This is a genomic window from Pseudomonas sp. PAMC25584 (assembly GCF_058135675.1).
Genome location: NZ_CM176870.1, coordinates 1,835,715 through 1,856,006, shown reverse-complemented (window position 1 = coordinate 1,856,006; position 20,292 = coordinate 1,835,715). Strand labels below are relative to the sequence as shown.

The window sequence follows — 20,292 nt, the reverse complement described above, 5'->3', positions numbered from 1 at the left end:
ATGTGGGAGCGGGCTTGCTCGCGATGCAAGCGACTCGGTCTAACAGTAATACCGAGGTGATGCTATCGCGAGCAAGCCCGTTCCCACAGGCTGATCAGAGTTTTTCCAGGGCCATATTCAGCGCCAGCACATTCACCACCGGCGGGCCCACCAGGGGGCTTTCGATGTGCTCATCCAGCAAGCGCTGCAGGGTGGACACCGGCACATTCCGTGCGGCGGCTACCCGCGCCAGTTGATAGGCAATCGCCGACGGTGGCAAGTGTGGATCAAGACCGCTGCCGGAGGTCGTCAGCAAAGCTAACGGCACCGGGCCTTGAGCGGGCACGAACTGTTTATTCGCGTCATCGAACACGCGCGTGGCCAGCGCCGGGTTGCTTGGCCCCAGGTTGCTCGCGCTGCTGGAAACGGTCGCGAACGCGCCCGCCGAAGGACGCGGGTGGAACCAGCTGTCACCGGTAAAGTCCTGGGCGATCAGGCTGGAGCCGCGCACCTTGCCGCTGGCGTCGCGCACCAGGCTGCCGTTGGCTTGGTCCGGGAAGGCGACCTGGGCGACGCCGGTCACCACCAGCGGGTAGGCGACGCCGGTGATCAGGGTCATGAGGACCAGCAGGCTCAGGGCCGGGCGGATGATGTTGGACATTTCAATTTCCTCAATTCGGTCATTGCAACCTGTGGCCACCGCTTTGCCGGTGCCCACAGGAATCGGGTCAAACCAGGTGCAGCGCGGTCAGCAACATGTCGATCGCCTTGATGCCCACGAACGGCACCAGCAGGCCGCCCAGGCCGTAGATCAACAGGTTGCGCCGCAGCAACGCCGCCGCACTCGCCGCCTGCACTCGCACACCGCGCAGCGCCAGGGGAATCAGCACGACGATGATCAGTGCGTTGAACACGATGGCCGAGAGGATCGCGCTCTGCGGGCTCTGCAAGTGCATCACGTTGAGCACACCCAGTTGCGGGTAGATCGAGGCGAACAGCGCCGGCAGGATCGCGAAGTACTTGGCCACATCGTTGGCGATGGAAAAGGTGGTCAGCGCGCCGCGCGTCACCAGCAATTCCTTGCCGATCTGCACCACGTCCAGCAGCTTGGTCGGGTCGCTGTCGAGGTCGACCATGTTGGCGGCTTCGCGGGCCGCCTGGGTGCCGTCGTTCATCGCCATGCCGACGTCCGCCTGGGCCAGCGCCGGAGCGTCGTTGGCGCCGTCGCCGCACATCGCCACCAGTCGACCGTCGTTCTGTTCGTGACGAATCCGCGCGAGTTTTTTCTCCGGGGTGGCTTCGGCCAACACGTCATCCACGCCGGCTTCAGCCGCAATCGCGGCCGCCGTCAGCGGGTTGTCGCCGGTGACCATCACGGTACGAATCCCCAGCTTGCGCAGCTCGGCAAACCGTTCGCGGATGCCGGGCTTGACCACGTCCTTCAGATGGATCGCACCGAGCAACTTGCCATCGGCGCACACCAGCAACGGCGTGCCGCCGCTCTGAGCGATCTTGTCGATTTCCCGCGACAGGGCCGGTTGCAGGTCGCTGCGGGGTTGACCGATAAACGCCAGCAGCGAGTCCACGGCGCCTTTGCGAAATACGCGGCCCTGATAGTCGACGCCAGACAAGCGGGTTTCGGCGGTGAACGGTACGGCGGTCAATTCCTCCAGTGAAGGTTCGGCCTGCGGGTGCAAGGCACGCAGGTATTCGACGATGGATTTGCCTTCGGCGGTGTCGTCCGCCAGGGACGCCAGCAGCGCGCCCTCGGCCAATTCCCGACCGCTCACACCCGGCGCCGCAACCACTGCCGAGCAGCGGCGGTTACCAAAGGTGATGGTGCCGGTCTTGTCCAGCAGCAACACATGCACGTCCCCCGCCGCTTCCACGGCGCGACCGGACTTGGCGATCACGTTGAGGCGCACTAGGCGGTCCATGCCGGCAATACCGATGGCCGACAGCAAGCCACCGATGGTCGTAGGAATCAGCGTCACCAGCAGTGCGACCAGGAACACCAAAGGCAAGCTGCCATTGGCGAAGTGGGCGAACGGCTGCAGGGTCACGACCACCAGCAGGAAGATCAGCGTCAGGCCGATCAGCAGGATATCCAGCGCCACTTCGTTGGGGGTTTTCTGGCGTTTGGCGCCTTCGACCAGCGCGATCATGCGATCCAGCGTGGACTCGCCGGGGTTGGCGGTGATGCGGATCAGCAGCCAGTCCGAAACCAGGCGCGTGTTGCCGGTGACGGCCGAGCGATCGCCGCCGGATTCGCGGATCACTGGCGCGGATTCGCCGGTGATCGCCGCTTCGTTGACCGCCGCGATACCTTCGATGACCTCGCCGTCGCCGGGGATCATTTCCCCGGCGGCAACGCGTACTACATCGCCTTTGCGCAGGCCGGTGGCCGGCACGACCTTGAAGCTGCCATCGGCCTCCTTGCGACGTGCGCTGAGGCCTTCGCTGCCGGCCTTGAGGCTGTCGGCGCGGGCCTTGCCACGCCCTTCGGCCAGGGCTTCGGCGAAGTTGGCAAACAGCACGGTGAACCACAGCCACACGGCGATTTGCGCGGCAACGAAGGTCGGCACGGCGGTGTCGGGTACGAAGCACAGCACGGTGGTGAGGATCGCGGTCAGCTCGACCACCAGCATCACCGGCGAGCGTTGCAGTTGGCGAGGGTCGAGCTTGACGAACGCCTGGACCAACGCCGCGCGCCACAGCGCGGAGATCGCGGTTTTGGCGGGCTCGTGGGTTTTGACCGGCGTCGCGTTTTTTGCAGGCATATTCATTTTCATATCCCTCAGAAGCCCATGCTCAGGTGTTCAGCAATAGGGCCCAGTGCCAGTGTCGGCAGGAAGGTCAGGCCGCCCACCAGCAAAATGGTCACGGTCAACAGGGTCACGAACAGCGGGCCATGGGTGGGGAAGCTGTTCTGGCCAATCGGAGCGGTCTTCTTCATCGCCAGGCTGCCAGCCAGGGCCAGTACCGGGAGGATGTAGCCAAAGCGCCCAATCAACATGCCCAGGCTCATCATCAAGTTGTGGAACGGGGTGTTGCCACTGAAGCCGCCGAACGCCGAACCGTTGTTGGCACTGGCCGAGGTGTAGGCATAGAGCAACTGGCTGAAGCCGTGGGGACCAGGGTTGCTGATCGCACCGGCCGGGCCAGGCAGGCTGGCAGCAATGGCACCGAGCACCAGCACACCCACCGGCATCACCAGCAAGGTCACCACCAGCAATTGCACTTCCTTGGCCTGCAGCTTCTTGCCCAGGTATTCCGGAGTGCGGCCGATCATCAGGCCGGCGAGGAACACCGCGATCAACACGTTGAGCAACATGCCGTACATACCGGCACCGACGCCGCCGAAGATCACTTCGCCGACCATCATGTTGACCAGTGCCACCATCCCGCTGAGGGGGTTGAGGCTGTCGTGCATGCCGTTGACCGAACCGTTGGATGCCGCAGTGGTGGTCACCGACCACAACACGGTGCCGGTGGTGCCGAAGCGCGCTTCTTTACCTTCCAGCGGTGCGGTTTGCTCAACCACCGGGTTGTTCAGGCTCGGGTTGGGCTGGTATTCGGCCCACAGCGAGGTTGCGCCGCCGATCAGGAACAGGGCCAGCATGCAACCGAGGATCGCCCGGCTTTGACGCAGGTCCTTCACGTAATGGCCGAAGGTAAACACCAGCGCCACCGGGATCAGGATGATCGCCGACAACTCGAACAGGTTGGCCCAGGCCGTCGGGTTTTCAAACGGGTGCGCCGAGTTCACGCCAAAGAAGCCACCGCCGTTGGTGCCCAGTTGCTTGATCGCAATCTGGCTGGCCGCCGGGCCCAAAGGGATCACCTGGTCAACGCCCTGCAGGGTCACGGCCTCAACGTAATGCGCGAAGGTTTGCGGCACGCCCTGCCACACCAGGAACAACGCCATCACCAGGCACAACGGCAACAGGCCATAAAGCGTGGCGCGGGTCATGTCGACCCAAAAGTTGCCCAAGGTCTTGGTGGATTTGCGACCGATCCCACGGCACAGCGCGACCAGGACGGCAAGGCCGGTGGCGGCACTGACGAAGTTCTGCACGGTGAGGCCGGCCATCTGGCTGAGGTAGCTCAGGGACGCTTCACCGCTGTAGGACTGCCAGTTGGTGTTGGTGATGAAACTGACTGCTGTGTTGAAGGCCAGGGTCCACTCCAGGCCCGGCAACTTCTGCGGGTTCAGTGGGAAGTAGCCCTGGAACAACAGGATCGCGAACAGCAACACAAATCCGGCGAGGTTGAACGCGAGCAAAGCCAGCATGTATTTCTGCCAGCTCTGTTCCTGCTGCTCGTCCACGCCCGAGAGGCGATAGCACGCGCGCTCCACGGGACCGAGCAGCGGCGTGAGCCAAGTGCGCTGGCCTTCCATGACCTTGTAGTAGAACCGCCCCAGGAAGGGGGCCGGCACCAGCACCAAAGCGAAGAAGGCGATGATCAGCCAATAGTCATAACTGTGCATAGCCTGCTCCTAGTTCCGATCCGCGCGTAACAGCGCAACCAGCAGATAAATGAACAGCGCCACGGCCAATAGCAGTGACACCCCGTCCAGAACGCTCATGGAAGTCTCTCCGTTTAGCGGCGAGTGCCGCGTGTGGGGCAATTGTCGGCAGGAGTGGTGTAAAGGAACGAGAGCGAGGGGGTGGGCGGGGCGTAAAGATGGCGTAAAGAGTGGGTTTATGCGGGGTTTACAGGGGGGATTTCGGCGCCTGGGCGGGTTCTATCGGGAGCAAGCCCCCTCCCACACTTGACCGAGTTGTCATGCCGAGCGCCGATCAACCTGTGGGAGGGGGCTTGCTCCCGATCGCGCCGGCACAGTCACCGCCGCACCTATCTGGTGCAACGCTGGGAAATTTCAAACGCCAAACCATCCCCCACACGACAGTTGCGCATCTTTACGACACGGTTTTCTGGAGTGGCATGGCCGCTGCAACACCTTGAATCATTCCAAACCGTTCAGGGAGCGCAGCACGATGAACACACAACTCAAACCCACTTTGGGCACCCTGCATTTGTGGGGCATCGCGGTCGGGCTGGTGATTTCCGGGGAATACTTCGGCTGGAGTTACGGGTGGGGCGTGGCGGGAACGCTGGGCTTTCTGGTGACATCATTGATGGTCGCCGCGATGTACACCTGCTTTATCTTCAGTTTCACCGAGCTGACCACCGCCATTCCCCACGCCGGTGGGCCTTTTGCCTACAGCCGCCGCGCGTTCGGTGAGAAAGGCGGCCTGATCGCGGGCCTGGCGACGCTGATCGAATTCGTGTTCGCCCCGCCCGCCATCGCCTTGGCCATCGGCGCTTATCTGAATGTGCAGTTTCCCGCACTGGACCCGAAACACGCAGCCGTCGGCGCCTACATCGTGTTCATGGGCCTGAACATCCTCGGCGTAAAACTCGCCGCTACCTTCGAGCTGGTGGTGTGCGTACTCGCCGTCGCCGAACTGCTGGTGTTCATGGGCGTAGTCGCCCCCGCGTTCAGCTTCAGCAACTTCGCCCTGAATGGCTGGGCCGGTTCCGACACCTTTGGCGCGCCGGCGATTGCCGGGATGTTTGCGGCGATTCCCTTTGCGATCTGGTTCTTCCTCGCCATCGAAGGCGCAGCCATGGCCGCAGAGGAAGCGAAAGATCCCAAGCGCACCATTCCAAAAGCCTACATCAGCGGCATCCTGACCCTGGTGGTCCTGGCCATGGGCGTGATGTTCTTCGCGGGTGGCGTGGGCGACTGGCGCACCCTGTCGAACATCAACGACCCGCTGCCGCAGGCCATGAAAACCGTGGTCGGTGAAAGCTCCGGCTGGTTGCACATGCTGGTGTGGATCGGCCTGTTCGGGCTGGTGGCGAGCTTCCACGGCATCATCCTGGGCTACTCGCGCCAATTCTTCGCCCTGGCTCGGGCCGGCTATCTGCCGTCGTTCCTGGCCAAACTGTCGCGTTTTCACACACCACACCGGGCAATCATCGCCGGTGGAGTGGTCGGCATTGCCGCCATCTACAGCGACGGCCTGATCAATCTGGGCGGCATGACCCTGACTGCAGCAATGATCACCATGGCCGTATTCGGCGCCATCGTGATGTACATCATGAGCATGCTCAGCCTGTTCAAACTGCGTAAGACCGAACCGCTACTGGAACGCACCTTTCGCGCACCGGGCTACCCGATCGTGCCGGGCATCGCGCTGGTGCTGGCGGTGGTGTGCCTGGTAGCCATGGCCTGGTTCAATGCGCTGATCGGGATGATCTTCCTCGGTTTCATGGTGGTCGGTTTCATCTACTTCCAGCTGACCGCGCAAGACCGTGCCGATGCACCAGCGGATGCAATGTTGACCGGGCTCTAAGGTTTTGAGGCGGAACAGGCCTACACTGAACTACTCAGAAAGCCTGTAACTCAAAGCAGTTATTACCGTGGGAAAAACCTCCCACGGCAATCTGCCTCAAGGAGAGCGTTATGCCGTGGTATGCATGGTTGATTATGGTGGTTGCGATCGGGTCGATCGTCGGCGGGCTGATGATGTTGCGTGACAGCGCCAACAAAGTGGAACTCACCGACGAACAGCGCAAACGCGTGGCCGAGCGCAACGCCCAGGCGGATGCCAAGGATGGGCAAGACCGCTGATCCAATGGGTGAGACCTATCCTGTGGCGAGGGAGCTTGCTCCCGTCGGGCTGCGAAGCAGCCCTCTCCCCCGGTTACTCCCAATCCGCCTTGGCAATCTGCAACCCGTGCTGTCCCTTATAGGCAGCACGCTCAGGCTGGCGCCAGCCTTGCAGCAACCCCTCCTCCAATTTATAGATCTCAACCCCTAGCGGACGGCACACCGTCAGCGGGTCCTGCGCCTCCGGCCCCCACATCGGCAGCGATAAATCCCCACCCGGGCAGGTCGACAGCGCACATAGCAAATCAATCTCGGCAAAAAATTCCAGGTAATCGCCCTTCTGCGCCGGGCACGCCTTCATGAAATACATGTCGTCGTGATTCAGGCCCGTGCATTGGAAAATATTCAGCACGTCATGCACATCAAACTCCGTCAGACCGTGAGGCAATACCGCGCGGGTCAGGTTCGAGTGGCAGTGATGATGGAAATCTTCGCCGGTGAGCATGCGGTTCACATACGGATCGCAGCGCGTACCGAGTAAATCGTGCAGGCGCCCGCCGTGTTCATCAATGCCATAGCTGGCCAGGCTGTCGTCGGTAATGGTCACCAGCGGCCGCAGGAACGGCAGGTTAGACCACAGCCGGTCATGGGTGCTGACATGCGCGCCCTGCAACTGGCGTGTACGCGCCGCCCAAAGACGTTCGCGCGGGTCATTGGCGTTCCACACGTTGAAGTCACCGACCTGGGGGCCGACCGGCGTGGTCACGCGGAACACATGCCCGGCCGGTACCTTCCACGCCCTGCCCGTGCGAATCGGCACCTCGAACTGCTCGATCAAAGTGCGTTGATCCTTGCGCTCACGAATACGCTCATAAAACGCTGTGTCGACCTGCAACGCCGAACCTTTGCTGACCTGGTAAGCGGCCGGATAGTCTTTGTACATGCTGCGGATCCTCGATCAAGGGTGCGTAAACAGGGCTAACGAAAGGCGTTCGGAATCATCCAGGTACAGGCTCATCGCCTCGCCTGCCGCCGGTTTGTTGCCGTGGATCAGTAACTCGTATATTTCACGATCACGCTCCAGCCAGGGCGACTGAAAGCGCTGCTCATCGGGCGCGGCGCAAAATACCAGACGCAATTGCGCGATCACCTGGGCGAAAAACTCATCGAACAACGGGCTGCGCATCAGCCCGACAATCTGCTGGTGAAACAACAAGCTGTGGGTGGCCACGGAACGCCAATCCTCCCGCTCCCGAGCCAGCGCGGTGGCCTCGATGGCGTCTTGCATACGCTCGGATTGGTCTCGGGTCAGCGCACCGCTCTGGGCAATGGCCTGCAATTCAAGGGTGCGACGAACGACAAATAAATCCCGCACCTCTTCGCGTTCCAACCGACGCACCATCACGCCCTTGTTACGCACATACCGCGTCAACCCTTCCTGCCCCAAACGGTGCAACGCCTCACGAATCGTATTGCGCGACGCGTTATAGGCCTTGACCAACTCCGCCTCGACCAGTGCCATTCCCGGCAACAGTCGCCCACCGATGATGTCGGCACGCAGTTCCAGGGCGATCTGGTCGGCTAAGGACAAGCTAAGCGTCATAATTACCTCACGATTGTTGAACAATCCTCCCTGTGTGAGTAATCACTTTTCATGCCAAGAGCTGCGCGGTGTGAAAAGATTCAGTGTGGTTAACATGCATCGTGGAAATCGTGCGTGACGGTTTGAAAGCGCAGAACCCGGATGAAAAAAAGGCCGGTCACTGACCGGCCTCTCTATACTTATTTGATCTCTAACCTGCCCCGATTTTTCTCCAGCAACGCCTTGCCGATACCCTTTACTTCCAACAACTCATCCACCGCCATGAACGGACCGTTGCTTTCGCGATAGGCGATGATTGCGTTGGCCTTCGCGGCACCGATGCCGAAGAGGTCACGACGCAGGGTCTCGGCGTCGGCGGCGTTGAGGTTGACCTTGGTGGATTGTTCGGTTTTGGTCATTTGGGTGGTGATGGGGGTTGGGGGTTCGGGTTTGATCGATGGGGCTGCGGTGGTGGCAACAGAAAAAGTGGCGAGGAAGGCGAAGATTAGCGAGGTTAGGTGGGTGTTTTGCATTGGTGAGGCTCCATGACATCGATGAGGTAGAAAGGCAGCTTTTCCGGAGCTGCTTTTCTACGTTAGGCGATGGATGGAGGGTGTCAAAAGTGGGTGGGTTACAGAGTGTTAACTCATGGTTCCAAGCGACGTTGCTGATAGATCCAGTCGACGATTTCGCCTTCGGGGGAGTAACCACTTACAGTTTCGCGCAAGAGTTGGCGGACGCGGGTGTAGTCGTCTTGATCTAAGGCCGTCAACAGTTCGGTAAGCTTGCATTTGAGTACGTCCCATGACAAATGATCTTCATTGGCGCTCATTATCATTGGGTGTTGGGTGGCAACTACGTTATCGCCAATCAGTAACTCTTCGTAAAGCTTTTCGCCAGGACGCAGTCCCGAGAACTCAATGGCAATATCGCCATGAGGGTTTTTTTCTGAACGAACGCTCAAGCCGGACAGGAGAATCATCTTCTCGGCCAGTTCAACGATTTTTACAGGCTCGCCCATGTCCAGCACAAATACATCGCCCCCCTGCCCCATGGAACCGGCCTGAATAACCAACTGAGCTGCTTCCGGTATGGTCATAAAGTATCGAGTGATCTTCGGGTGAGTAACCGTCAAAGGTCCTCCTGATTTGATCTGCTTGTGAAACAGCGGAATCACCGAGCCTGAAGAGCCCAGCACATTCCCAAAGCGCACCATGGTGAAACGGGTCTTGTTGACGCGTGACACATTGGATTTATCGCCGAACAAGACAGGCGCCAACTCGTGGCTGAGCGCCTGGAGTGTCAGCTCTGCCAGACGCTTAGTACTGCCCATAACATTAGTGGGGCGTACAGCCTTGTCAGTAGAAATCAACACGAAATTGGACACTCCAGCCTGAAGCGCTGCCTCGGCGGTGTTCAGCGTACCAATAACATTGTTTAACACGCCCTCGGCGATGTTGTGTTCAACCATTGGAACGTGCTTATAAGCAGCAGCGTGGTAGACTGTATCTACGCGCCACGTCTTCATCACATCTAACACCTTAGATTGATTGCGTACCGAGCCCAAAATGGGCAACAACTTCACAGGCAGCGATTCTCGGGCGACACGTTGTTCAAGCTCCGAAAGAATGCTGTAGAGGTTGAATTCGCTATGTTCAAACAACAAAATCGTCGTTGGACGCAAAAATAAAATTTGTCGACAAAGTTCAGAACCGATGGAACCACCCGCCCCTGTCACAAGGACGCACTGCCCCGAGATACAGCGTTGTAGAAGTTCACTCTGTGCAGGCACTGCATCACGGCCCAACAAGTCGGCAATATCGACTTCCTGAATATCATCAACCTTAACCCGTCCACTCGCAAGGTCCATAAAGCCAGGAACACTGCGTACATGGAGAGGGAATCCTTCAAGGAAGCCGAGGATTTCACGACGGCGCCCCCGATTGGACGAAGGAATAGCCAACAGAATCTCTTGGGCGCCAGTAACATCGATCATGCGTTGAATGTGTTTGGCTTTATAAACCTGCAGGCCTGAGATAACACGGTCAGTAATACTCGGATCATCATCAATAAATGCCACCGGGCGCATGAGCCTACCCATGCGCAGTGCAGCAACCAACTGATTACCGGCAGCACCGGCACCATAGATAGCAACGCGGGGTAGGCCGTCCTCACGACTAGTGAAGGGCACATGCTGAGCTGCAGCAAACCAATCGCCCAAGAAGTATTGGCGCATGGCCAAGCGCAGACCGCCAACCATTATCAGGCTTAGCCACCAATAGTTAAAAATAATTGAACGCGGGACGACATTCTGGTGATTACTGTACCAGTAGACCACGACACCAAGAATCAAGGACGAAAGGCTGACAGCCTTGATAATCGCTATAAGAGCATCGTTACCAAAATAGCGCATTACCGCACGGTACATGCCAAAACGAACAAAGAGAGGAATAGCAACGATCGGTGCGGCTAAAAACAACCATAAATGATCTAGAAACGGATTAACCATTTCATCGATGCCAAGACGTACGACGAATGCAAGCCAAAGTGCAGCCCAGACTACAAGTACATCTGTCGCAACCTGAATCAGTCGTTTTTTGCGGCGAGGCAATCCCACCAAGAACGCACGTAACTTTTCCATAACCCCTTCGTCCACCTCAGACTGCTCCAAATTCTTCGCAACGGCTCTCAACACATTCCGAATAACCAATCGTCAGTTTTTACCGGAACTCACTGCGTGTGCTTTTTCCAATGCGCCCGCATGATACTTAAATGCCAGAATTACCAGTGGTACGTAGGCGACAATCACTCCCGTGAACCCGTCCCATCCCAGCAACATCACGCATAGCGCCACAGGAAGCAACCAAAACAAGTTGAGCATCGCTACCGCCAGAGTCACCGGCAGGTGCTTGCCAAGCTGCCGGGATGCAAACTGATAAGCATGGCTACGGTGCGCTTCGTACACCTTATCACCACGTACCAGCCTGCGAATCAGGGTGAACGTCGCATCGACGATGAACACACCGAGCAGAATCAACCACACCCATAACAGTTGCGCAGATGCCCAGGCCGCCTGGATAGAGATGACCCCCAGTACCATTCCCAGAAAGCCGCTGCCCGCATCGCCCATAAAGATGCGAGCAGGAGGGAAGTTCCAGAAAAGAAACCCTGCGACAGCCATCGCCAATATGAGAGGTAGCCAGACCAGACTCTCAAAGCCACTTAGCCAATAAATCAGGCATGCACCGAGGCTTACACAGATCGCCTCCACGCTGGCAATGCCGTCAATGCCGTCCATGAAGTTGTACAGATTGAGCATCCACACCAGATAAAAAGCGGCCAAAACGCCGCCCGTCAAACTCAGATTAACGGTCATGCCGAAAACCACGATAGGCGGCAGCCCCCCCAACCAGAACAATGCCCAAGCGGATGCAACAAAGTGCCCCAGCAAACGCCAGCGTGCGGCGATATGGCCGTGATCGTCCTTGAAACCAACGATCGCGATCAGTACCCCTGCACCGCCCACAGCAATCAACACATCCAATGAAACAAAGTGTCCCCAACCCAAAAATGGCAGGGCAAACAAGAACGCCAACACGATGGCAACCCCGCCCCCCCTTGGAGTGGGCACCGAGTGAGAGCTTCGGGAATTTGGAATATCAATAATACTGCGCGCCAATGCATAACGTCGTAAGCCCGCAGTCAATGCAAAGGACAGCAGAGCCACGACGCCGATCAACCACCAATAAGTCATTGTTTTTCATGTTCCATATAATATTTTGCAGCCAGCTCCAGTGCGCTATCCACGGATACAGGTGGTGTCCATTGCAGTAAAGAGCGGGTTTTACCAATATCCACAGACAATGAACCACATAGCCGCTGCGACAATGAACGTTTACCAAGCAGATTGGCAGCGCATCTGAGCATCCAACTGGGGACTGGCAAAAGCCGCGCCGACTTGCCCAGCGCCTTGGCCATACGACGTAACAGTTGAGTAGTCGATAGATCTTCACCATCGCTGACCAAAAATGTCTGGTTAGCCGCTTGAGGATGAACACGCGCGGTGGCGATCAAGTCAACCAGGTTATCCAGCGAGACCAGGCTGCGAGCGTTATTGATAGCGCCAAAGGGCAGAGGGATGCCTTTGTCCAACCAACGCATCATGTTCAGAAAGTTGGCTTTCACGCCTGGCCCGTAAACCAATACCGGTCGAATAATAACGACCTCCATGGCCTTGTGGCTGGCCAACTCCCTCAACCCCTGCTCTGCCTCCATCTTGGAAACACCATACGGGTCGCTAGGTTCAGGATGGTCATCTGCAGTATAAGATTTACCTGGCTGAGTGCCTTCACCGTTGACCTTGATGGAACTGATAAAAACAAAGCGCCGAACACCGGCTTCAGCCGCTTGCCGAGCAAGGTGCAGCGTACCCTCGACATTAACCTTGCGAAACGCAGCCAACGGATCGGTTTCAGTATCGTTCATTACATGTACGCGAGCAGCGCAATGGACCACTGAATCGACACCTACTAGGTGTTCACGCCAGTCAGCCGCTTCAAATGAGTCGAAACGGACGGTGCACACGCCGTCCTCAACTCGATCAGGCCCACTGCGAACAGCCGCTTTTACGCTCACCCCGTCAGCGACCAAACGACGCATTACGCCGCTGCCGACAAAACCGGCGGCGCCGGTCAAAAAAACAGATTGCGACATTACAGGCGTCCTTTACGTAAAGTTGCATCCCGAAACAGCTGTTCCAGACGAGCCAACAACGTAGGCTTTGAATAGTTTTCCAAATAGTACTCACGGCCGGAATTACCCATTCGCGCGCGTTGTTCGGCGCTCGCTGTCGCCAACTCAAGCGTTATACGCGCAAGTGCCGCGCCATCGCCCGATGGGCACGACAAGCCTGCACGGGAATCGTGAATAACACGTGCAGCCTCGCCATTAATCATTCCCAGAATGGGCTTACCGGAAGCCAAGTAGGCCTGGACCTTCCCGGGAATAGTTTTCTCGAACACATCATTCGTTTTAAGAGTGACCAGCAACGCGTCGGCACACGCAAACAACGCGGGCATTTCCTCAAGAGGGTGGCGACCCAACAGCAGGACATTGTCCAACTGGTGAGATTTCACCTGGCCTGCAAGCCAATCGCTCAGGCGGCCGTCACCCACAATGACCCAACGTACTTCGACTTTACCGGCTAACGCTCGGGCGGCCTCAATAACTGCCGGAAAGTCCTGAGCCTCGCCCAGGTTGCCCGCAAACAAGACGGTAAACACTGTGTCATCACGCGCCAGCAAGGGTGAAGGCGGCGGCGCTACCCCGGAAAAATCATCCTCGGCCCAACTCGGGAAATATACCAGGCGCTCGGGAGCAATAGCCTTGGTGCAATAACCCTTCACGTTTTCAAAAAAGCCGTGGGATTGCAGCAGGAGATAGTCTGCACGATTGTAAATCAAGGAGACCATTTTCCCCACAACTACCAATAGCCCAGGATGACGCAACACGCCAACAGCCCTGAGAGTTTCAGGCCATAAATCCAGAACCCAAATGAACACAGGCGCCTTTTTTAATCGCCCAATCACCAAGGCCGGTATTGCCGCCATGATGGGCGACACTGCATAGACAAAAACCGCGTCGATTTTTCTATCCCGCAACTTCCATGCACCCACGGTTGAGGCCGCGGTAAAAAAAGACAGATAATTCAATATCAAGCTGATGCTCCGTTTGCCACGGGGGATCAACGGAACACGAACAACTCTCGCACCTGAATACTCCATAAAGCTATCTGGTTGCGCGCGGTAACGCTCGTAGACACTGCCTTCCGGATAGTTGGGCAGCCCAGTCAAGACAGTGACAACGTGCCCTTTTTCGGACAAGTCCCGAACGAGATCATTGATGCGCATGTTTTCTGGCCAAAAATACTGCGTCACTACCAGAATGTTCAGCTTTTTATCAGGCATTGAAATAACTCTGTCAGTAGCGTTTCCAGACGATCCGGTTCACGTAATCCGTGTAGCTATGGATAATTCTGACAACTTTCTCCGACACGTTTGGCATGCTGTAATCACCTACAAGCCGCAAGGTTCGATTTTCTCCCGCCCCCTGAGTCTCCAAGATTTTGAGCCCCTGAAGGACACGATCGACGTCCAGACCTACCATCATGACTGCCGCTTCCTCCATGCCCTCCGGCCGCTCATGCGCTTCACGGATATTCAAGGCCGGGAAGTTCAAGATAGAGGACTCCTCATTGATAGTCCCGCTGTCGGACAACACCGCCTTGGCCGAAAGTTGCAACTTGTTGTAATCCTTGAATCCCATAGGCTTGAGCAGTTGAACGTTCTTATGGAACGCGACGCCCATCACATCCACGCGTTTTTGCGTCCTGGGGTGGGTCGACACAATGACGGGAAGGTCATAGTTAGCAGCAACGGTATTGAGCACGTCTACAAGTTTGAGGAAGTTCTTGTCTGAATCGATATTTTCCTCACGGTGCGCACTGCAGACAAAAAATTTGCCGTGCTGCAGGCTCAGTCGCTCAAGAACATCCGCCGCCTCAATGCCTGAACGGTAGTGATTGAGCACCTCAAACATAGGGCTCCCCGTCTTGATCACCATGTCCGGTGACAATCCTTCCCGTAAAAGGTAATCGCGCGCAATCGTGCTGTAGGTAAGATTGATGTCGGCGGTATGGTCAACGATACGACGATTAATTTCTTCAGGCACTCGCATATCAAAGCAACGATTGCCGGCTTCCATGTGGAACGTGGGTATCTTGCGACGCTTGGCCGGGATAACTGCCATGCAACTGTTTGTGTCACCCAGTACGAGCAACGCCTCCGGCTTGACTTCTGCCAGAACTTCATCAACAGCAATAATAACATTGCCGATAGTCTGCGCTCCACTTGCCCCCGCAGCATTTAGAAAATAGTCGGGTTTACGGATGCCCAAGTCGTGAAAAAAGATCTCGTTGAGTTCATAGTCGTAGTTCTGGCCGGTGTGGACCAAGACATGATCACAATGCCTGTCGAGCGAATCAATGACTCGCGACAGGCGAATGATCTCGGGACGAGTGCCCACTACCGTTACAACCTTCATTTTTTTCATGACTGTCTCAACTTGTGTTTAGGCTTCAGTGCCCACGGGCTGTGCGTAGGTATCAGGGTGCTCGCGATCAAAAATCTCGTTGGCCCACAGCATGACAATCATCTCGCCACTCCCAACATTCGTAATATCGTGAGTCCAACCCGGTACGGTTTCCACGATTTCAGGCTTTTCACCGGTCGTGAACAACTCGTAAAACTCACCCGATACGATATGCCGGAAACGGAAACATGCTTCACCTTTGATCACTAAAAATTTTTCAGTTTTTGAGTGGTGATAATGACCACCGCGTGTGATTCCCGGGTGTGCAGTGAAATAGGAAAACTGCCCGGCGTCGCGGGTCTTGAGCATTTCCACGAAAACGCCGCGCGGGTCCCCATATTTGGGAACCTCATAGGTGAAACGCTCGGGCGGCACATAACTGAGATAAGTAGAGTAGAGGGCGCGGACGAGACCGGTGCCAACCGCTTCCGTAATCAGCGTTTCGCGGCTATCCCGAAAAACTGTTAATTGTGTAGCAAGCGCCCCCACCGTTATTTCATAAGTAGGTTTTACATCAATGAAAGGATTTCCAGATAGTTTCCCGTCCATCACCGCAACAAAGTGAGCAATGACATCGTCGATGTAAACCAATGTGATGGCAGCGTCTGGATTATTAATCTGGATCGGCTGAAAGCGGGAGATATTATTACAGAATGTCGCAACCGCTGAATTGTAATTAGGGCGGGCCCACTTACCAAAAACATTTGACAAACGGAAAATATGCACGGGAACGCAATGCTCCGCCGACAGTTCAGCCAACGCCTGTTCCGCGCCCAGCTTACTGACGCCGTAGACACTCTCCAGCGCTGCCTGACTGGAGGACGTATAAAGTACCGGGATCTTTCTACCGCTGGCGACGATACCCTCACACACCGCACGAGTGAGATCCGTATTACCGACTTTGAACTCCTCGGGGTTTTGCGGGCGATTGACACCAGCCAGGTGAAATACAAAATCGGCCTGCAAGAGCATTTTTTTCAGTGCAGAAAGGCTGTCCTCACGTGAAAACTGCAAGACCTCGACATCCTGGCGCTCTCGCAAGTGCACGATGAGGTTCTTGGCTATAAAACCCTGGGCGCCAGTGATCAATACCCTCATCACTTACTCCTCCGGAGTGACAGACTCGCCACGCTGGATCGCACGCATGAACTCGAGTTTCAACAGCAACTCCTTCATTCCCTCAACGTCCAGCCGCTCTGTGTTATGAGAGTTGTAATCCTCCATCGTGGAAATCCTTTCCTCTCCCTGCTCCACGAACTTCCCGTAGTTCAGATCGCGCAAGTCAGGTGGTACACGGAAATACTCTCCGCGGTCCTCGGCACACGCCATTTCCTCACGGCTCAGGAGCGCTTCGTAAAGCTTCTCGCCGTGGCGGGTACCAATTATATTAATTGGATGCTCGGGCTTTCCCATCATTGAGGTCAGCGCACGGGCCAAAACTTCGACAGTAGCTGCAGGGGCCTTCTGAACAAACAGGTCGCCGTTCTTTCCATGTTCAAAGGCGTATAGGACCAAATCAACCGCATCCGCCAATGTCATCATAAAACGCGTCATATTGGGGTCAGTGATCGACAGTGCTTTGTCTGCTCGAATCTGATCAATGAACAGTGGGATGACAGAGCCACGGGACGCCATCACATTGCCATATCGAGTACCACAAATGACCGTTTTGGCGTCGTCGACATTACGAGACTTGGCCACCATGACCTTTTCCATCATGGCTTTCGAAATACCCATCGCATTAATCGGGTAGACCGCCTTGTCGGTACTTAGGCACACTACACGCTTGATTTCATTCTGAATGGCCGCTTCCAACACGTTGTCAGTGCCAATAACGTTAGTTTTGACAGCTTCCATCGGGTGAAACTCACAGGAAGGTACCTGCTTGAGTGCCGCCGCATGAAAAATATAATCAACGCCACGGGTAGCGTTTAAAACGCTTTGGTAATCACGAACATCTCCGATATAGAATTTCAATTTAGGACTGTTGTAATGCTTACGCATATCGTCCTGCTTTTTTTCATCCCTGCTAAAAATACGGATTTCTGCAATGTCCGTAGCCAGGAATCTTTTCAGGACTGCATTGCCGAAAGAGCCGGTACCGCCTGATATGAGAAGTTTTTTTCCATTAAACATAATTCACCTAAACCTTAATATGAAATCCAAATCAGTCAGAACACGGCTCACAACGAAAAATACGCTACCGGCAATTGAAGCTCCTTGAAAACCGCCCAAGTTTCAATCGTTACCGCCTTTCCGTGCTAAATTTCCAGTTGCAGCCTTTACGAGCTGAAGCTAAACACAGACGCAGATCATAACACCTCGCCGCCTCTATACTTTTGAGCAAGCCAGGAGGACAGCGACCCCGCCCAGGCCTCAGCTGGCCGTGCGCGGCATAAACGTCACACTCCGAGGCGCGTTCAAAATCAGCGTTATTTCAAGGCAGAGAGTATCAATGCATCCTTTTGGGCGGTACTTGGATAGCTGATCAAAACGGCCCGGTACGGGCCTTTGAATACAAAAAAACTGCCGGCTGCTACACCCACTACACCACAGGCTGAAATCACCTCACCCATGTGCTCCAGCGAACCACTCCCCCCCAGAATGGTCACAGGAATGCTCACCACCTTACGTAACTCGATGGCCAGATCAACGTCATAGCCCTTCATCCGACCATCATTGTCGATAGCGTTGATGACAATTTCGCCAGCTCCAAGCTTTTCCATCTCGACAGCAACATCCAGCACGTTACGCTTAGTGTTGAGAGTGCCATTGTGCGTCCACACATCCTGCTGCTTGCTGAGCAGACGCTTCTTATGGTCGAGCACAACGACGACGCTTTGCCGACCGATTTCATCGGCAATGCGCGTGATCAGTTGAGGGTTTTCCAATGCCGCAGCGCTGATAGCAACTTTTTCCACACCCAGCGCGATAATGCGACGGGCCTGCTCCGGAGTACTGATGCCACCGCCGTAACAAAGCGGCATACGACATTCGGCGGCCAGATTCGCAATCTGCTTATAGTTTGGTTCTTTCCCATTAACCGTCGCATCGATATCAAGTACGATCAGCTCATCGGCTTCTTTTTCATTGAAAATTTTCACGGCATTTATTGGATCCCCGACATACTTGGGATCCTTGAAGCGCACTGTTTTCACCAGACCACTGTCCTGAATCAACAGGCATGGAATTATTCTAGGTCTTAACATCTCATAGTTCCGCAAAATTTTTAAGAAGTCCCACCCCAAAATGATGACTCTTCTCCGGATGAAACTGGACACCATAGACATTATCCACAGCGACCGCGCAACTAAAGTCAAGGCCGTATGAGGCTCGGGCCGCCGTATGTGAGGGTTGGGCGCACTCGAAATAGAACGAATGGAGAAAGTAGAAGCGCGCGTCTTCTTCGAAGCCCTTGAATAATGGATTCGAGTTCATCGGTTCAACGTCATTCCACCCCATATGAGGCAGCGCGAGGCGCTCCAGGCCAGGCACCGAGCGAAAGTGCCGCACACGACCCGGCACCCAACCGAGCCCAGGCAACGTTCCTTCATCGCTGCCATCAGCAAGAATCTGCATACCGACACAAATGCCGACAACCGGCACTTTTTTTACCAGAACAAGCTCATCAAGTGTTTCGCGCATCCCGGACGCATTCAAACGCTCCATGGCATGATCAAACGCGCCAACACCCGGCAAGATCAACTTGCTAGCGCCTTGTAACTCCTCCGCAGAGCGGGCCAGGACCACTGGTATATGCAGGCGCTTATAAACGTTCACAAAGGCCTGAATATTACCCAGGCCGTAATCGATTATGGTGATCATCTAAACAGTCTTCTTTCCAATCCGAGTGCACCAAGTACACGAGCCCCCAGACCAATGATGAAACGCTTGCTCTTATAGTCATGGAATGTTTTGTTCTTGCCGTCAAATAGTGCTTGCAGCTCATCAACGCACAAATCCAGCTTATTCGCGACGTATTCAAACTCTGACTTCAAAAACTGCTCATCGAGCTCAGGGCGAGAAATTCGATCCAGGGCCGATTCCCGGGTCATCTGGCCGGTCATAATCAAACTCGAGAAATGAGCACGACGCTTCTCATAACCAAATTTGCGGGGCATCCAATAGTCTTCATAAAAACGGGTAAACCGCGACTCATGATGCTTGTGCTGAAATTTTTTCCAACCGAAGAGCCGTTCGAGCGTTGCCTCTGCGTCTTTCTTGACATAAGGCAGCAGATTCAAAGGTCGTACAACCTGCATTCCGAGGACATACCGATAATAGATCTTGTAAGCCAGTACATCGACTATCGGAAAACTTTTCAGTTCACGCGAACCGAATTGCCCATGAATGTCGTTTATCAGTGTCCTGTCGATACCTGGATAGGCACCCCACTCCTCCGGCTCACGGCAGCACTCTGTCGAAAAGTTACCACCCGTCAATACGTACTTGATCTTGTGCGCCTTAGCGAACTTGTACAGCCCGGAGAAAAATGCCGTGTCCTGTGGAATATCTTGATCGGCAACTTGAGCTTTAAAAAAAGCTAATTGCAAGCTCTTCATCTCTTCCCAGTTGATAACTTCGGTATAGAGATCAAGCCCTAGACCGTCAACCAGCTTTTCAATGTTGCCAACCGCCTGATCGGTGTTCCAGCCCGCATCAACATGGAAAAGCAGTGGCCGAAGCCCCATTTTTTCTTTCGCAACGTACGCAAGGTAAGAGCTGTCAAGCCCACCACTCAAACCGATTATGCAATCAAAATCGCGCCCTTTGCCGTCGGCTTTGATCCGCTCGGCAATTTTCATCAACTCGGCCTCGCCCCGCGCATCCACGTGCCAGTTGGGCTGGATATTAGCGCGAAAGTTGCCGCAATACTCGCAACTACCCTGCTCATCGAAGCTGATGTGAGGGTCGGATGTATCCATGATGCACGTGCTGCATATCTGGTAGCTCATGA

The 20,292-nt window shown here is 55.6% G+C and carries 19 protein-coding genes; 2 read left to right on the top strand and 17 right to left on the bottom strand.

The features are described from left to right. Positions 1–94: 94 nt before the first annotated feature. The 4 genes from kdpC to kdpF all read right to left on the bottom strand — a co-directional run bounded on the left by kdpC (position 95) and on the right by kdpF (position 4,570). A complete protein-coding gene (kdpC, locus tag ACS5Q8_RS08595; RefSeq protein WP_276197154.1) occupies positions 95–640 on the bottom strand; it encodes a potassium-transporting ATPase subunit KdpC in 546 nt (181 codons plus the stop codon). Between the two features lie 67 nt (positions 641–707). After that, the gene (kdpB, locus tag ACS5Q8_RS08590) at positions 708–2,771 is read right to left on the bottom strand and encodes a potassium-transporting ATPase subunit KdpB (RefSeq protein ID WP_276197153.1); all 2,064 of its coding nucleotides are present in this window, start codon (positions 2,769–2,771) and stop codon (positions 708–710) included. 5 nt (positions 2,772–2,776) lie between these two features. Next, complete coding sequence (gene kdpA, locus ACS5Q8_RS08585) at positions 2,777–4,471, bottom strand: potassium-transporting ATPase subunit KdpA (protein WP_276197152.1); 1,695 nt, start codon at positions 4,469–4,471, stop codon at positions 2,777–2,779. A gap of 9 nt (positions 4,472–4,480) precedes the next feature. After that, entirely contained in the window at positions 4,481–4,570 is a 90-nt protein-coding gene (kdpF, locus tag ACS5Q8_RS08580; RefSeq protein WP_003218754.1) for a K(+)-transporting ATPase subunit F, read from the bottom strand. A 412-nt stretch (positions 4,571–4,982) separates the two neighbouring features. On the opposite strand from kdpF, the gene eat reads away from it, so the two are divergent. Both eat and ACS5Q8_RS08570 read left to right on the top strand, forming a co-directional pair. After that, positions 4,983–6,347, top strand: a complete 1,365-nt coding sequence (gene eat / locus ACS5Q8_RS08575) for an ethanolamine permease (protein WP_276197151.1) — start codon at positions 4,983–4,985, stop codon at positions 6,345–6,347. Between the two features lie 110 nt (positions 6,348–6,457). Then, the gene (locus ACS5Q8_RS08570) at positions 6,458–6,625 is read left to right on the top strand and encodes a DUF2897 family protein (protein WP_177033373.1); all 168 of its coding nucleotides are present in this window, start codon (positions 6,458–6,460) and stop codon (positions 6,623–6,625) included. 73 nt (positions 6,626–6,698) lie between these two features. On the opposite strand, the gene ACS5Q8_RS08565 is transcribed toward ACS5Q8_RS08570, so the two are convergent. The 13 genes from ACS5Q8_RS08565 to ACS5Q8_RS08505 form a co-directional block, all read right to left on the bottom strand. Beyond that, positions 6,699–7,547, bottom strand: a complete 849-nt coding sequence (locus tag ACS5Q8_RS08565; protein ID WP_276197150.1) for an urea carboxylase-associated family protein — start codon at positions 7,545–7,547, stop codon at positions 6,699–6,701. Between the two features lie 15 nt (positions 7,548–7,562). Beyond that, positions 7,563–8,207 (bottom strand): GntR family transcriptional regulator, encoded by a 645-nt coding sequence (locus ACS5Q8_RS08560; protein WP_465160076.1) that lies wholly within the window; start codon positions 8,205–8,207, stop codon positions 7,563–7,565. A gap of 179 nt (positions 8,208–8,386) precedes the next feature. Continuing rightward, positions 8,387–8,719: a ComEA family DNA-binding protein gene (locus ACS5Q8_RS08555; protein WP_276197148.1), complete on the bottom strand. Its 333-nt coding sequence runs from the start codon at positions 8,717–8,719 to the stop codon at positions 8,387–8,389. A 113-nt stretch (positions 8,720–8,832) separates the two neighbouring features. Beyond that, a complete protein-coding gene (locus ACS5Q8_RS08550; protein WP_465160075.1) occupies positions 8,833–10,827 on the bottom strand; it encodes a polysaccharide biosynthesis protein in 1,995 nt (664 codons plus the stop codon). Between the two features lie 72 nt (positions 10,828–10,899). Next, the gene (locus ACS5Q8_RS08545) at positions 10,900–11,940 is read right to left on the bottom strand and encodes an MraY family glycosyltransferase (RefSeq protein WP_465160074.1); all 1,041 of its coding nucleotides are present in this window, start codon (positions 11,938–11,940) and stop codon (positions 10,900–10,902) included. Beyond that, positions 11,937–12,899: a UDP-glucose 4-epimerase family protein gene (locus ACS5Q8_RS08540; protein ID WP_465160073.1), complete on the bottom strand. Its 963-nt coding sequence runs from the start codon at positions 12,897–12,899 to the stop codon at positions 11,937–11,939. The genes ACS5Q8_RS08545 and ACS5Q8_RS08540 overlap by 4 nt, the downstream gene beginning before the upstream one ends. Then, positions 12,899–14,152, bottom strand: coding sequence for a glycosyltransferase family 4 protein (locus tag ACS5Q8_RS08535; RefSeq protein ID WP_465160072.1), 1,254 nt, complete (start codon positions 14,150–14,152; stop codon positions 12,899–12,901). The genes ACS5Q8_RS08540 and ACS5Q8_RS08535 overlap by 1 nt, the downstream gene beginning before the upstream one ends. A 13-nt stretch (positions 14,153–14,165) precedes the next feature. Further along, positions 14,166–15,296: a non-hydrolyzing UDP-N-acetylglucosamine 2-epimerase gene (gene wecB, locus ACS5Q8_RS08530; RefSeq protein WP_465160071.1), complete on the bottom strand. Its 1,131-nt coding sequence runs from the start codon at positions 15,294–15,296 to the stop codon at positions 14,166–14,168. 18 nt (positions 15,297–15,314) lie between these two features. Then, positions 15,315–16,433 carry a UDP-2-acetamido-2,6-beta-L-arabino-hexul-4-ose reductase gene (wbjC, locus tag ACS5Q8_RS08525; RefSeq protein ID WP_465160070.1) on the bottom strand — a complete coding sequence of 373 codons (1,119 nt, stop codon included), beginning with the start codon at positions 16,431–16,433 and terminating at the stop codon, positions 15,315–15,317. Between the two features lie 3 nt (positions 16,434–16,436). Further along, positions 16,437–17,471 (bottom strand): polysaccharide biosynthesis protein, encoded by a 1,035-nt coding sequence (locus ACS5Q8_RS08520; RefSeq protein WP_465160069.1) that lies wholly within the window; start codon positions 17,469–17,471, stop codon positions 16,437–16,439. 296 nt (positions 17,472–17,767) lie between these two features. Next, positions 17,768–18,544 (bottom strand): AglZ/HisF2 family acetamidino modification protein, encoded by a 777-nt coding sequence (locus ACS5Q8_RS08515; protein WP_465160068.1) that lies wholly within the window; start codon positions 18,542–18,544, stop codon positions 17,768–17,770. Position 18,545: 1 nt separating this feature from the next. Continuing rightward, the gene (gene hisH / locus ACS5Q8_RS08510) at positions 18,546–19,160 is read right to left on the bottom strand and encodes an imidazole glycerol phosphate synthase subunit HisH (RefSeq protein ID WP_465160067.1); all 615 of its coding nucleotides are present in this window, start codon (positions 19,158–19,160) and stop codon (positions 18,546–18,548) included. Continuing rightward, a complete protein-coding gene (locus tag ACS5Q8_RS08505) occupies positions 19,157–20,290 on the bottom strand; it encodes an N-acetyl sugar amidotransferase (RefSeq protein WP_465160066.1) in 1,134 nt (377 codons plus the stop codon). Before ACS5Q8_RS08505 ends, hisH begins: the two co-directional genes overlap by 4 nt. Between the last annotated feature and the right edge of the window lie 2 nt (positions 20,291–20,292).

What these genes read in the sequence shown, in the direction of transcription:
- kdpC (WP_276197154.1), bottom strand. Translation starts at nt 640, where the DNA reads ATGTCCAACATCATCCGCCCGGCCCTGAGCCTGCTGGTCCTCATGACC.
- kdpB (WP_276197153.1), bottom strand. Translation starts at nt 2,771, where the DNA reads ATGAAAATGAATATGCCTGCAAAAAACGCGACGCCGGTCAAAACCCAC.
- kdpA (WP_276197152.1), bottom strand. Translation starts at nt 4,471, where the DNA reads ATGCACAGTTATGACTATTGGCTGATCATCGCCTTCTTCGCTTTGGTG.
- kdpF (WP_003218754.1), bottom strand. Translation starts at nt 4,570, where the DNA reads ATGAGCGTTCTGGACGGGGTGTCACTGCTATTGGCCGTGGCGCTGTTC.
- eat (WP_276197151.1), top strand. Translation starts at nt 4,983, where the DNA reads ATGAACACACAACTCAAACCCACTTTGGGCACCCTGCATTTGTGGGGC.
- ACS5Q8_RS08570 (WP_177033373.1), top strand. Translation starts at nt 6,458, where the DNA reads ATGCCGTGGTATGCATGGTTGATTATGGTGGTTGCGATCGGGTCGATC.
- ACS5Q8_RS08565 (WP_276197150.1), bottom strand. Translation starts at nt 7,547, where the DNA reads ATGTACAAAGACTATCCGGCCGCTTACCAGGTCAGCAAAGGTTCGGCG.
- ACS5Q8_RS08560 (WP_465160076.1), bottom strand. Translation starts at nt 8,207, where the DNA reads ATGACGCTTAGCTTGTCCTTAGCCGACCAGATCGCCCTGGAACTGCGT.
- ACS5Q8_RS08555 (WP_276197148.1), bottom strand. Translation starts at nt 8,719, where the DNA reads ATGCAAAACACCCACCTAACCTCGCTAATCTTCGCCTTCCTCGCCACT.
- ACS5Q8_RS08550 (WP_465160075.1), bottom strand. Translation starts at nt 10,827, where the DNA reads ATGGAAAAGTTACGTGCGTTCTTGGTGGGATTGCCTCGCCGCAAAAAA.
- ACS5Q8_RS08545 (WP_465160074.1), bottom strand. Translation starts at nt 11,940, where the DNA reads ATGACTTATTGGTGGTTGATCGGCGTCGTGGCTCTGCTGTCCTTTGCA.
- ACS5Q8_RS08540 (WP_465160073.1), bottom strand. Translation starts at nt 12,899, where the DNA reads ATGTCGCAATCTGTTTTTTTGACCGGCGCCGCCGGTTTTGTCGGCAGC.
- ACS5Q8_RS08535 (WP_465160072.1), bottom strand. Translation starts at nt 14,152, where the DNA reads ATGCCTGATAAAAAGCTGAACATTCTGGTAGTGACGCAGTATTTTTGG.
- wecB (WP_465160071.1), bottom strand. Translation starts at nt 15,296, where the DNA reads ATGAAAAAAATGAAGGTTGTAACGGTAGTGGGCACTCGTCCCGAGATC.
- wbjC (WP_465160070.1), bottom strand. Translation starts at nt 16,433, where the DNA reads ATGAGGGTATTGATCACTGGCGCCCAGGGTTTTATAGCCAAGAACCTC.
- ACS5Q8_RS08520 (WP_465160069.1), bottom strand. Translation starts at nt 17,471, where the DNA reads ATGTTTAATGGAAAAAAACTTCTCATATCAGGCGGTACCGGCTCTTTC.
- ACS5Q8_RS08515 (WP_465160068.1), bottom strand. Translation starts at nt 18,544, where the DNA reads ATGTTAAGACCTAGAATAATTCCATGCCTGTTGATTCAGGACAGTGGT.
- hisH (WP_465160067.1), bottom strand. Translation starts at nt 19,160, where the DNA reads ATGATCACCATAATCGATTACGGCCTGGGTAATATTCAGGCCTTTGTG.
- ACS5Q8_RS08505 (WP_465160066.1), bottom strand. Translation starts at nt 20,290, where the DNA reads ATGAGCTACCAGATATGCAGCACGTGCATCATGGATACATCCGACCCT.